This window comes from Streptomyces lienomycini, from assembly GCF_027947595.1.
Taxonomy (GTDB): domain Bacteria; phylum Actinomycetota; class Actinomycetes; order Streptomycetales; family Streptomycetaceae; genus Streptomyces; species Streptomyces lienomycini.
The window spans coordinates 6,257,675-6,269,255 of the sequence record NZ_CP116257.1 but is presented as its reverse complement, the minus strand read 5'-3'; the positions used below and the strand labels follow the sequence as shown (position 1 = coordinate 6,269,255).

Annotated in this window: 11 protein-coding genes; 9 read left to right on the top strand and 2 right to left on the bottom strand. The window is 70.1% G+C overall.

Features of this window, described 5'->3' with window-relative positions:
- Window positions 1-314: 314 nt before the first annotated feature.
- The 6 genes from BJ961_RS28655 (at window position 315) to BJ961_RS28630 (ending at window position 4,890) form a co-directional block, all read left to right on the top strand.
- A complete protein-coding gene (locus tag BJ961_RS28655; protein WP_007449195.1) occupies window positions 315-752 on the top strand; it encodes a DUF3052 domain-containing protein in 438 nt (145 codons plus the stop codon).
- A 124-nt stretch (window positions 753-876) separates the two neighbouring features.
- Window positions 877-1,335, top strand: coding sequence for a peroxiredoxin (locus BJ961_RS28650; RefSeq protein ID WP_271415679.1), 459 nt, complete (start codon window positions 877-879; stop codon window positions 1,333-1,335).
- 153 nt (window positions 1,336-1,488) lie between these two features.
- The gene (locus BJ961_RS28645) at window positions 1,489-2,064 is read left to right on the top strand and encodes a calcium homeostasis/redox stress adaptation protein (RefSeq protein ID WP_003976436.1); all 576 of its coding nucleotides are present in this window, start codon (window positions 1,489-1,491) and stop codon (window positions 2,062-2,064) included.
- A 168-nt stretch (window positions 2,065-2,232) separates the two neighbouring features.
- Window positions 2,233-2,808, top strand: coding sequence for a TerD family protein (locus tag BJ961_RS28640; RefSeq protein WP_003976437.1), 576 nt, complete (start codon window positions 2,233-2,235; stop codon window positions 2,806-2,808).
- 49 nt (window positions 2,809-2,857) lie between these two features.
- A complete protein-coding gene (locus tag BJ961_RS28635) occupies window positions 2,858-4,000 on the top strand; it encodes a DUF475 domain-containing protein (protein WP_271415678.1) in 1,143 nt (380 codons plus the stop codon).
- A 152-nt stretch (window positions 4,001-4,152) separates the two neighbouring features.
- The gene (locus BJ961_RS28630; RefSeq protein ID WP_271415677.1) at window positions 4,153-4,890 is read left to right on the top strand and encodes a TerD family protein; all 738 of its coding nucleotides are present in this window, start codon (window positions 4,153-4,155) and stop codon (window positions 4,888-4,890) included.
- A gap of 10 nt (window positions 4,891-4,900) precedes the next feature.
- On the opposite strand, the gene BJ961_RS28625 is transcribed toward BJ961_RS28630, so the two are convergent.
- Window positions 4,901-5,863, bottom strand: coding sequence for a TerD family protein (locus BJ961_RS28625; RefSeq protein ID WP_271415676.1), 963 nt, complete (start codon window positions 5,861-5,863; stop codon window positions 4,901-4,903).
- A gap of 208 nt (window positions 5,864-6,071) precedes the next feature.
- Between BJ961_RS28625 and BJ961_RS28620 the strand changes: the two genes are divergently transcribed.
- The 3 genes from BJ961_RS28620 (at window position 6,072) to BJ961_RS28610 (ending at window position 10,736) form a co-directional block, all read left to right on the top strand.
- The gene (locus BJ961_RS28620; RefSeq protein WP_271415675.1) at window positions 6,072-7,238 is read left to right on the top strand and encodes an HpcH/HpaI aldolase/citrate lyase family protein; all 1,167 of its coding nucleotides are present in this window, start codon (window positions 6,072-6,074) and stop codon (window positions 7,236-7,238) included.
- A 139-nt stretch (window positions 7,239-7,377) separates the two neighbouring features.
- Window positions 7,378-9,924 carry a phosphoribosyltransferase gene (locus BJ961_RS28615; protein WP_271417195.1) on the top strand — a complete coding sequence of 849 codons (2,547 nt, stop codon included), beginning with the start codon at window positions 7,378-7,380 and terminating at the stop codon, window positions 9,922-9,924.
- On the top strand, window positions 9,924-10,736 hold the full coding sequence (locus BJ961_RS28610) for an HAD family hydrolase (protein ID WP_271415674.1): 813 nt from the start codon (window positions 9,924-9,926) through the stop codon (window positions 10,734-10,736). The genes BJ961_RS28615 and BJ961_RS28610 overlap by 1 nt, the downstream gene beginning before the upstream one ends.
- Here BJ961_RS28610 and BJ961_RS28605 read toward each other — a convergent pair.
- A complete protein-coding gene (locus BJ961_RS28605) occupies window positions 10,654-11,517 on the bottom strand; it encodes a DedA family protein (RefSeq protein ID WP_271415673.1) in 864 nt (287 codons plus the stop codon). The genes BJ961_RS28610 and BJ961_RS28605 overlap by 83 nt on opposite strands.
- Window positions 11,518-11,581 lie beyond the last annotated feature (64 nt).

The window sequence follows — 11,581 nt, the reverse complement described above, 5'->3', positions numbered from 1 at the left end:
CCTCGCGGGGACAATCGTCATCTGTACCGTGGGGTAACCGGTTCTCCCTGGGGAATCGGGGGCACGTTCATTCGAGTCTCGTACCCACACGTGGTTCCCAAATACGCAAACGGGGCAGAAAGGTGTGGTGTACATCACCTTCGGGCTGAACGGCATAGCTGGAGTTGCGGCGACACGGCCGGGATCGTCACCGTTTCGGCGGTCCCAGACGCCGGGTACTTGCGCGATCCGTCCCGCCCGTGTGGACTACGGCCAACGCTTCGCGCACGCGCGAGGCTGAAGACATCTACCGAAACATGATCAGGAGGCAACCCGTGAGCGCGACCGCGGACCACGCGGAGGAGCGGACGAACCCTGCCGCCAGGCTGGGGTTCCAGCCCGGGCAGGTGGTCCAGGAGATCGGCTACGACGACGACGTCGACCAGGAGCTCCGCGAGGCCATTGAGGGCGCCGTCGAGGGCGAGCTGGTGGACGAGGACTACGAGGACGTGGCCGATGCCGTCGTGCTGTGGTTCCGTGACGACGACGGCGACCTGACGGATGCGCTGGTGGATGCCACCACGTACATCGAAGAGGGCGGTTCGATCCTCCTTCTCACGCCGAAGACCGGCCGTGACGGGTACGTCGAGGCCAGCGACATCTCCGAAGCCTCGACGACCGCCGGACTGACGGCGTCCAAGAGCGTCAGCGTCGGAAAGGACTGGAGCGGCAGCCGGCTGGCGACGCCCAAGGCCGCCAAGTCCAAGCGGTAGCCCCCAGGGCTCCGCATGACCCGGACTCCGGACGGGCCGGCCTCGGTCGGCCCGTCCGCGGGTTCGCGACCGTCCCTGCGTAGGGTGTTTCCAGCGAACCACCCTCGGAAGGGATGAACGGGACATGACGATCCAGGTCGGCGACAAGGCCCCCGACTTCGAACTCAAGGACAACCACGGCAGGACCGTCCGGCTGTCCGACTTCCGCGGCCAGAAGAACGTCGTGCTGCTCTTCTACCCCTTCGCCTTCACCGGTGTGTGCACCGGCGAGCTGTGCGAGGTGCGCGACAACCTGCCGCAGTTCTCCGACCGTGACACCCAGGTGCTCGCCGTCTCCAACGACTCCATCCACACCCTGCGCGTCTTCGCCGAGCAGGAGGGCCTGGAGTACCCGCTGCTGTCCGACTTCTGGCCGCACGGCGACGTCTCGCGCGCGTACGGCGTCTTCGACGCGGACAAGGGCTGTGCCGTACGCGGCACCTTCGTCATCGACCAGGAGGGCGTCGTGCGCTGGACCGTGGTCAACGGTCTGCCGGACGCCCGCGACCTGACCGAGTACGTGAAGGCTCTCGACGCCCTCTGACCGATGCCCGCCGACCGGCGTCACGGGCCGACACCACGTGATTCGCCGGCTCCGGGGACTGCGGGGGACGGGAACCCGTCAGTAGGATCGAATCGTTGATCCGATATCCACGCACTACGGGGCACCCGGCCCCTGGACACCAATGGAGGACTCGTGGGAGTCAGCCTCAGCAAGGGCGGCAACGTTTCGCTGACCAAGGAGGCCCCCGGCCTGACCGCGGTCATCGTCGGTCTGGGGTGGGACATCCGCACCACGACCGGCACCGACTTCGACCTCGACGCCAGCGCGCTGCTGCTGAACAGCGGCGGCAAGGTCGCCAGCGACGCGCACTTCATCTTCTTCAACAACCTGAAGAGCCCGGACGGATCGGTCGAGCACACCGGTGACAACATCACCGGTGAGGGCGAGGGCGACGACGAGCAGATCAAGATCAACCTCGCCACCGTCCCCGCCGACATCGAGAAGATCGTCTTCCCGGTCTCGATCTACGACGCCGAGAACCGCCAGCAGTCCTTCGGCCAGGTCCGCAACGCGTTCATCCGCGTCGTCAACCAGGCCGGCGAGGCCGAGATCGCCCGCTACGACCTGAGCGAGGACGCTTCCACGGAGACCGCCATGGTCTTCGGCGAGCTGTACCGCCACGGCGCGGAGTGGAAGTTCCGCGCCATCGGCCAGGGCTACGCCTCCGGCCTGCGCGGCATCGCCCAGGACTTCGGCGTGAACGTCTGAGCGACTGAACCATCGGGGCGTCGAGCCGCCGCCGACCGCTCCACCGGGGCGGCGGCCTCGACCGCCCGGCGAGGCCACGGTCTCGATACGTCCGGCGCCGCACGGTTTACGTGCGGCGCCGGACGCGCAGGAAACCCGAGAACCATCACCCGGGGAGGGACCATCACCATGGGCGTCACGCTTGCCAAGGGCGGCAACGTCTCCCTGTCCAAGGCCGCACCGAACCTCACACAGGTACTGGTCGGGCTCGGCTGGGACGCGCGTTCCACCACCGGAGCACCCTTCGACCTCGACGCCAGCGCACTCGTGTGCAGCAGCGGCCGGGTGCTCGGCGACGAGTGGTTCGTCTTCTACAACCAGCTCAAGAGCCCGGACGGCTCGATCGAGCACACGGGCGACAACCTCACCGGCGAGGGCGACGGCGACGACGAGTCGCTGCTGGTCGACCTCTCCAAGGTGCCGGCCCACTGCGACAAGATCGTCTTCCCGGTCTCGATCCACATGGCCGACGAGCGCGGCCAGACCTTCGGCCAGGTCAGCAACGCCTTCATCCGGGTCGTCAACCAGGCCGACGGCCAGGAACTGGCCCGCTACGACCTCAGCGAGGACGCCTCCACGGAGACCGCGATGATCTTCGGCGAGCTCTACCGCTACCAGGGCGAGTGGAAGTTCCGTGCAGTGGGGCAGGGGTACGCGTCGGGGCTTCGCGGCATCGCTCTAGACTTCGGAGTCAACGTTTCGTAAAGCCGAGTACGGCGCGGGGGAGCCCCGTACACACACGATTGGGTAGCCAGTGCTTCTGAAAACCTTCGGCTGGTCGTTCGCGGTCACCGCGCTCGGCCTGGTCGCGGCGGTCTTCTACGGGGGGTGGACCGCCTTCGGCATCGTCGCGATCCTCTCCATCATGGAGATCTCGCTGTCCTTCGACAACGCGGTGGTCAACGCCGGGATCCTGAAGAAGATGAATGCCTTCTGGCAGAAGATCTTCCTCACCATCGGCATCCTCATCGCCGTGTTCGGCATGCGCCTGGTCTTCCCGGTCGTCATCGTCGCGATCAGCGCCCAGCTCGGGCCGATCGAGGCCGTCGACCTCGCGCTCACCGACAAGGACCGCTATCAGGAGCTGGTGACGGACGCCCACCCGTCCATCGCCGCGTTCGGTGGCATGTTCCTGCTGATGATCTTCCTCGACTTCATCTTCGAGGACCGGGACATCAAGTGGCTGGCCTGGCTGGAGCGTCCGCTGGCCAAGCTCGGCAAGGTCGACATGCTGTCGGTCTGCATCGCCCTGATCGTGCTCCTCGTCTCCGCCATCACCTTCGGCGCCCACGCCCACCAGCACGGGGGCGCACACGCCGACAAGGCGGAAACCGTTCTGCTCGCGGGTATCGCCGGGTTGATCACCTACATGATCGTCGGCGGACTCTCCGGCTACTTCGAGGACAAACTCGAAGAGGAGGAGGAACGCGAGCACGAGGAGGAGGAGAAGGCCGCGCGCACCGGCAAGCCCAAGTCGGCCGTCGCGCTGGCCGGCAAGGCCGCGTTCTTCATGTTCCTCTACCTCGAGGTCCTGGACGCGTCCTTCTCCTTCGACGGTGTCATCGGCGCCTTCGCCATCACCAACGACATCGTCCTGATGGCCCTCGGCCTGGGCATCGGCGCCATGTACGTCCGGTCGCTCACGGTCTACCTGGTCCGCCAGGGCACCCTCGACGACTACGTCTACCTGGAGCACGGCGCCCACTACGCCATCGGCGCCCTCGCCGTGATCCTGCTGGTCACCATCCAGTACGAGATCCACGAGATCATCACCGGCCTCGTCGGCGTCGCCCTGATCGGCTGGTCCTTCTTCTCCTCCGTGCGCCGCAACCGCGCACTGGCGGCGGCCGGGGGAGACGGCGACCAGGAGAAGGCGGAGGTCTCCTCCGGGGTGTGAGACCCCTTCGATCCCGGGTCGGGTGCGCCCCCGGTGCGCCCGTACCTCTGGTGTGAACGGGGCCCGGGCGAGGAACGCTCTGTGCGGGGCGGCCGACGAGGACGACTCCTCGGGGCCGCCCCGTCGGCGGTGACGGGAAGGTGGGGGCGGGAATGGGCTTCTTGGACGGGCTGTGGCGCGGCCGCGAGCCCGAGTTCGACTCGGGCAGTGCGGCGACCAACTCCATACAGCTGACCAAACGGCACAGCCAGGTGTCCCTGACCCGGCAGGGCGCGGCCACCGGGCATCTGCGCATCAACCTGAGCTGGCGCATGCGCACCTCCGACATACAGGGCATCCAGCGCGAGAGCCTGCTGCGGCACCCCTTCAAGGCGCTCAAGCCTCCCGAGGTCGTCGCCCACAGCCAGAGCATGGTCAACGTCGACCTCGACCTCGGCTGCCTCTACGAACTGAAGGACGGCACCCGCGGGGTGGTCCAGCCCCTCGGCGGCTTCCTCGGCGACGTCAACGACCCGCCCTACGTCAAGCTCAGCGGCGACGACCGGTTCGGCTCGGCCTCCGGCGAGACGATGTACGTCAACCTCGACCACAAGGACGCCATCAAGCGCCTCCTGGTCTTCGCCTACATCTACGACCAGACCCCCGCCTTCGACCGGACGCACGCCGTCGTCACGCTCTACCCGAGCAACGGCCCCCGCATCGAGATCGGCCTCGACGAGCGGCACCCGCAGGCCCGGTCCTGCGCGGTGGTGATGATCGAGAACGTCAAGGACGAGATACTCGTCCGCCGCGAGGTGAAGTTCGTGTACGGCTTCCAGGGCGAACTGGACCGGTTGTACGGATGGGGCCTGCAGTGGGGCCGGGGGCACAAGAGCAAGGCCGAGCGATAGGCCCCGGCGGCTACCTGCCGATGAACTGCGGCCCCTGCGGGGGCAGCCGGAAGTCCGGATCGGGTGCCCCGGCGACCGGCTGCGGATAGCCGTAACCGGACTGCGCCCCCGTGGCCCCGGCCGCGGCGGGCGCCTGCGGATACCCGTACCCGGGCAGTCCCGCGGTCGCCTGCGGATAGCCGTAGGCGGGCTGGGTCGCCGGAGTCTGCTGCGGATAGCCGTACGCGGGCTGCGCCGGTACGCCGGCGGGCTGCTCCGGCGGCAGCGGCCGTGAGGCCCCCGGGAGTGGCTGCACGGTCGTCGGGTGGTCGGGACCGACCACCGGCGAAGCGGGCGCGGGCGAAGCGGGCACGGGCGGGGCGGGCATGGACGATGCGGGCATGGACGGGGCCGGATCGGGGCGCCGGGCCGACACGGGGTCGTCCGCGCCCTCGGACTCGTCCACCGAGATGCCGAAGTCGGTCGCCAGGCCCCTGAGCCCGTTGGAGTAGCCCTCGCCCAGCGCCCGGAACTTCCAGCCGTCCCCGCGCCGGTACAGCTCGCCGCAGATCAGCGCCGTCTCCTGGCCGGTCTCCGGTTTCACGTCGAAGTACGCCAGCGGTTCCACGTCGGTCGTGGCGTCGTGCAGCAGGATGCGCAGCGACCGGACCCGGTCGAAGGCCACACCGTCGGCCGAGGCGACCAGCAGGATGCGGCCCACGGAGGGCTCCACCCCAAAGAGGTCTGTCTGGATCGTGTCGGTCAGCCCCTCGGCGACCCGCTTCTTGCCCAGTCGCCAGACCTGGCCGGAGGGGTGCCGGGGCTGGTTGTAGAAGACGAAGTCCTCGTCGGAACGCACGCGGCCGTCCGGACCCAGCAGCAACGCGGAGGCGTCGACGTCCGGAACCCCCTGCCCGGGTGTCCAGCGCAGCACGGCGCGTACCGTGGTGGCTTGCAGCGGGACGTTCGACCCCTTCAGCATCGCGTGCGTCATGCCGTCATCCTGCCCTCTCGGTCCTGGTCACGACAATGCGGGGGCGGGTACTCGACTCGTGTCCGCCCACCCCGGGTCGCCGTTGCCGACATGGCCGGGTTACCTGGAATTCATGCCCGGTGGGAACCTCCGACACGGATGCGTACGTACTATTACCGGCCACCTTTCGACGGTTCACAGGCCGCCCAGACACCACGGGGGAGTTTAAATGCGTCACTTCGGACAGATAGCCCCTGATGTGCGCGAGCGTCTCTTTCATCAGGAGCCCTGCTCCTTCACGGCGGACTCACCGGCCCGGCTGCTGTCCGCGGCCCTGGGCGCCACGCTCTACAGCCCGGCCACCAGACCGAACCTCGCCGACGACATCCTGAAGCAGGGCGCGCGCGGGCTGGTGTCGATGGTGCTGTGCCTGGAGGACTCGATCGACGACGCCGACGTGCCCGTCGGCGAGGCGAACCTCGTCCGCCAGCTCACGGAACTGGCGAAACGTTCCGACCACGACGCACCCCTCCTGTTCATCCGGGTCCGCACCCCCGAGCAGATACCCGACCTCGTCCGGCGCCTCGGCCCCGCCGTACGGCTGCTGTCCGGATTCGTACTGCCGAAGTTCACCGAGGAACGCGGCATCCCCTTCCTGGAGGCGCTTGCCGCCGCCGAGGCGGGCAGCGGCCACAGGCTCTTCGCCATGCCCGTCCTCGAGTCCCCGGACCTCCTCTACCGGGAGACCCGGGTACAGACCCTGGAGGGCATCTTCCGCGCGGTCGACAAGTACCGCGACCGGGTCCTGGCCCTGCGGCTCGGCGTGACCGACTTCTGCTCCTCCTACGGGCTGCGCAGGGGCCCCGACATGACGGCCTACGACGTCCAGATCGTCGCCTCCGTGATCGCCGACGTGGTGAACATGCTCGCCCGCGCCGACGGCACCGGGTTCACGGTGACCGGACCGGTGTGGGAGTACTTCCGCGTCCAGGAGCGGATGTTCAAACCGCAACTGCGGCAGAGTCCCTTCCTGGAGGGACAGGCGGTCGAACTGCGCCAGAAGCTCATCGAGCACTCGATGGACGGCCTGCTGCGGGAGATCTCCCTGGACCGCGCCAACGGTCTGCTCGGCAAGACCTGCATCCACCCCTCCCACGTGCTCCCCGTGCACGCGCTGTCCGTGGTCAGCCACGAGGAGTTCAGCGACGCCCAGGACATCCTGCGCCCCGAACGGTGCGGCGGCGGTGTCATGAGGTCGGCGTACACCAACAAGATGAACGAGGTGAAGCCGCACCGCGCCTGGGCCGAGAGGACACTGCTGCGTGCAGAGATCTTCGGGGTGGCGAACGAGGACGTCGGCTTCGTCGAACTGCTCGCCGCCGGCCTCTCCGACTGAACCCCGGGACGACCGACCCCGGGACGACCGACCCCCGGACGATCGAACGCCGGACGATCGAACGCCGGACGACCAACGCCAGGAATCCATGACCGACGCCAGAAGCCATGACGCGGTGGACAACGGGAGGCACGACTACATGACCGAGAGGGCGCACGCCGAGGGGCGGGCCGACGGGACCGCGGAGAGGCCCGCCGAGTGGTCCACCGAGCGGCCCCCCGGAGTGTGGTCCGGCAGCTGGGTCGCCGACCGGCTCGGCGTCGAACTCACCGGCGACGACACGCTGACCGGCCTGCTGGGGCTGGCCCTGCGCCGCAACCCCAAGCGGGCGCACCTGCTCGTCTCCCACGTGCTCGGCAAGCACGTCCCGCAGTCGCCCTCCGTCGTGTACGGCCACGGTGTCGCCCTCGGCCGACGCGTGCGCGAGCTGCTCGGTGCCGCAGCCGCCCGACGCGCGGTCGTCCTCGGCTACGCCGAGACCGCCACCGGACTCGGTCACTCCGTCGCCGACGGTCTGGGCCCCGCCCCCTACTTGCACTCCACCCGACGCCCGGTCGCCACCGTCGCACGGGCGGGCGGCTTCGAGGAGTCCCACTCGCACGCCACCTCCCACCTCCTGCTCCCGGAGGACCCGGCGCTGCTGGCCGGTGACGGACCACTGGTCCTCGTCGACGACGAGTTCTCCACCGGCAACACGGTGCTCAACACCGTCCGCGCCCTGCACGAGCGCTATCCCCGCAAGCGGTACGTCGTGGTCGCCCTGGTCGACATGCGCTCGCCCGCGGACGCCGGCCGGCTCGACGACTTCGCCCGGGAGATCGGCGCCCGCGTGGACCTGGTGACCACCGCCTCCGGCACCGTCCGACTCCCGCCGGGAGTGCTGGAGAAGGGCCAGGAACTGGTCGCCCGCCACGAGGCGTCGCCCACCGCGCCCACCGAGCAGCGAGCCGGTGCGCCGAACGCGGCGTCGGCCGGGGCCGCGCCCGGCTCCGCCCAGCGCGTCGAGCTGTGCTGGCCCCACGACGTGCCCGACGGCGGGCGGCACGGCTTCACCGCCGCCCACCGGGACCGGCTGGAGGACGCCCTGCCCGGCATGGCGGCCCGGATCGCCGAGGCGCTGCCCGCCGGCGCCCGACGCGTCCTCGTCCTCGGCTTCGAGGAACTCATGTACGCCCCCCTCCGGCTGGCCCACGCCCTCGAGCAGGCCGTCGACGCCGAGGTCCGCTACTCCACCACCACCCGCTCTCCCGTCCTGGCGGTGGACGACCCCGGCTACGCGATACGCACCCGCCTGGTCTTCCCCGCGCACGACGACCCGGCCGACGGCCCCGGTGAGCGCTACGCCTACAACGTGGCGGGCGCCGGGTTCGACGCCGTCGTCGCGGTCGTCGACTCGGCCGCCGACACCCCCGCGCTGCACGCCCCCGACGGACTGACGGCCCGGCTCGCCGCCCACGTCCCGCACGTCCTGCTCGCGGTCGTCCCCTCGTACGTTCCGCGCCCTCCGCGCGCCCCCGAAAGGCCCCCGATGCTGCCCGAGCCCCTGCGCGGCCCCGCCTTCTCCTCGTACGCGCCCGACGAGGTCGGCTGGCTGCTCCAGGACCTCTCGCGGGTGACGCTGGAGGCGCCGACCGAGGAACGCGAGGAGGCGATCCAGAGCGGCGGCGCGCACTACGCCGAGTCGCTGCCCGTGGAGTACCAGCCCAGCGAGCAGTACCAGCAGCTGTTCCACGCGGCGCTGGAGGCGTCGGCCGCACGGCTCGCGCGTGCCGTCGGCGCCGTCACCGAGGTCGTGCTCGCCGAGCGGTCGCCCCGTCCCGTCCTGGTCTCCCTGGCCCGCGCGGGCACCCCCGTCGGCGTTCTGATGCGCCGCTGGGCGCAGTTCCGTCATGGTCTCGACCTCCCTCACTACGCCGTGTCGATCGTCCGGGGCCGCGGCATCGACGCCAACGCGCTGCGCTGGCTGGCCGCCCATCACGACCCGGCCGACGTCGTCTTCGTCGACGGCTGGACCGGCAAGGGCGCCATCACCCGAGAACTCGCCGCCGCCCTGCGCGAGTTCGAGGCCTCCGACGGCGTCGCCGGCTTCGACCCGGAGATCGCCGTACTGGCCGACCCCGGTTCCTGCGTACGCACCTACGGCACCCGTGACGACTTCCTCATCCCCTCCGCCTGCCTCAACTCCACCGTCTCCGGCCTGATCTCCCGCACCGTGCTCCGCGCCGACCTCGTCGGCCCGCACGACTTCCACGGCGCGAAGTTCTACCGCGAACTCGCCGGTGCGGACCTGTCGCCGGCCTTCCTCGACGCCGTCTCCGCCTGCTTCCCGGACGCCACCGACGCCGTCGACGCCCAGGCCAAGGACCTCCTCTCCGCCGACCGCACCCCCACCTGGGAGGGCTGGGCCGCCGTCGAGCGCATCAGCGAGGAGTACGGCATCCACGACGTGAACCTCGTCAAGCCCGGCGTCGGCGAGACCACCCGCGTGATGCTGCGCCGCGTCCCGTGGAAGGTGCTCGCCCGGGCCGGGGCGGGCGCCGACCTCGACCACGTCCGCCTGCTGGCCGAGCAGCGGGGCGTACCCGTGGAGGAGGTCCCCGGCCTGCCGTACACCTGCGTCGGGCTGATCCACCCCCAGTACACGCGGGGCGCGACGGGCGCCGACGGCAAGGCGGTGACGCTCTGATGCCGGTGCTCGTCGCCAGCGACCTCGACCGGACGCTCATCTACTCCGCGGCCGCTCTCGGACTGACCATGCCCGACCTGAGGGCACCCCGCCTGCTGTGCGTGGAGGTCTACGAGAGCAGACCCCTGTCCTACATGACCGAGACGGCCGCCCGACTGCTGACCGACCTCGGTGACAGGGCGGTCTTCGTGCCGACCACCACCCGCACCCGCAAGCAGTACCAGCGCATCAACCTCCCCGGCCCCGCGCCGAAGTACGCGATCTGCGCCAACGGCGGCCACCTGCTGGTGGACGGTGTCTCCGACCCCGGCTGGCACGCCCGGGTGACCGCCCGGCTCGCGGACGAGTGCGCCTCGCTGGCCGAGGTCCGCGACCACCTGATGAACACCGCCGACCCACTGTGGGTGCGCAAGCACCGGGTCGCCGAGGACCTCTTCGCCTACCTCGTCGTCGAACGCGAACTGCTGCCCGAGGACTGGGTGAAGGAACTCGCGGTGTGGGCGGAGAACCGCGGCTGGACCGTGTCCCTCCAAGGCCGCAAGATCTATGCCGTGCCCAAGCCGCTCACCAAGAGCGCCGCCATGCACGAGGTCGCCCGCCGCAGCGGTGCCGAACTCACCCTCGCCGCCGGCGACTCGCTGCTCGACGCCGACCTGCTCCTCGCCGCCGACCGCGGCTGGCGCCCCGGCCACGGGGAACTGGCCGACTCCGGGTGGGCGGCACCGACGATCAACGCCGTGCCCGAGCGCGGCGTCCTGGCTGGTGAGCGGATCCTTCGGGAGTTCCTGCGGACCGCGAGCCCGGCTCGCTGAACCCGCCGTCCCGGCCCCCGGCGCCGGGGAAGACGGCACCGTTGTCCTCGGCACCGTCTTCCCCGGTGCCGGGGCGGCCGTCGTCGTCGGCCCGCGGCCGTATGCCCTGGTCCCCGTCGCGTCCGCGACGCCGCCTGCGATGGCCGGCGCCCGGGCGCAGCAGACGCATGCCGATGAAGACCAGCAGCACCAGCACGGCCGCGGCGAGGATCACCTTGGAGTACGTGGACGCGATCCCCGAGACCTCGGACCAGTTGTCCCCCAGGGCGTACCCGGCGAGGACGAACACGGTGTTCCAGATCGCGCTGCCCAGCGTGGTCAGGGCGAGGAAGACGGGCAGCCGCATGCGTTCGACACCGGCCGGGACGGAGATCAGGCTCCGGAAGATGGGGATCATCCGGCCGAAGAACACGGCCTTCGTCCCGTGCTTGAGGAACCACGCCTCCGTCTTCTCTATGTCCGACACCTTCACCAGCGGCAGCTTCCCCGCTATCGCCACCGTGCGGTCCCGGCCGAGCAGGGCGCCGATCCCGTACAGGGCGAGCGCGCCCACCACCGAACCCGCCGTCGTCCACAGCAGGACGGCGATCAGATTCATCCGACCGGAACTCGCGGCGAATCCGGCGAGCGGCAGGATCACCTCGCTCGGCAGGGGAGGGAAGAGATTCTCCAGAGCGATGGCGAGACCGGCCCCCGGTGCGCCCAGGGCGTCCATCAAGTCGTTGATCCACTGCGGTGCCGCGCCGCTGTCCACGGCCGACTGCGCTGCGATGGCTGTCATGACGACCACGCTAGAAAATCGCGGCTGAAGAGACCCTGAGGAAGACCGCAGGATCGAATGCGGT

Bases quoted from the DNA above. Each gene is read 5' to 3' on its own strand.
- BJ961_RS28605 (WP_271415673.1), bottom strand. From the start codon at position 11,517: ATGACAGCCATCGCAGCGCAGTCGGCCGTGGACAGCGGCGCGGCACCG.
- BJ961_RS28620 (WP_271415675.1), top strand. From the start codon at position 6,072: ATGCGTCACTTCGGACAGATAGCCCCTGATGTGCGCGAGCGTCTCTTT.
- BJ961_RS28610 (WP_271415674.1), top strand. From the start codon at position 9,924: ATGCCGGTGCTCGTCGCCAGCGACCTCGACCGGACGCTCATCTACTCC.
- BJ961_RS28615 (WP_271417195.1), top strand. From the start codon at position 7,378: ATGACCGAGAGGGCGCACGCCGAGGGGCGGGCCGACGGGACCGCGGAG.
- BJ961_RS28640 (WP_003976437.1), top strand. From the start codon at position 2,233: ATGGGCGTCACGCTTGCCAAGGGCGGCAACGTCTCCCTGTCCAAGGCC.
- BJ961_RS28650 (WP_271415679.1), top strand. From the start codon at position 877: ATGACGATCCAGGTCGGCGACAAGGCCCCCGACTTCGAACTCAAGGAC.
- BJ961_RS28625 (WP_271415676.1), bottom strand. From the start codon at position 5,863: ATGACGCACGCGATGCTGAAGGGGTCGAACGTCCCGCTGCAAGCCACC.
- BJ961_RS28630 (WP_271415677.1), top strand. From the start codon at position 4,153: ATGGGCTTCTTGGACGGGCTGTGGCGCGGCCGCGAGCCCGAGTTCGAC.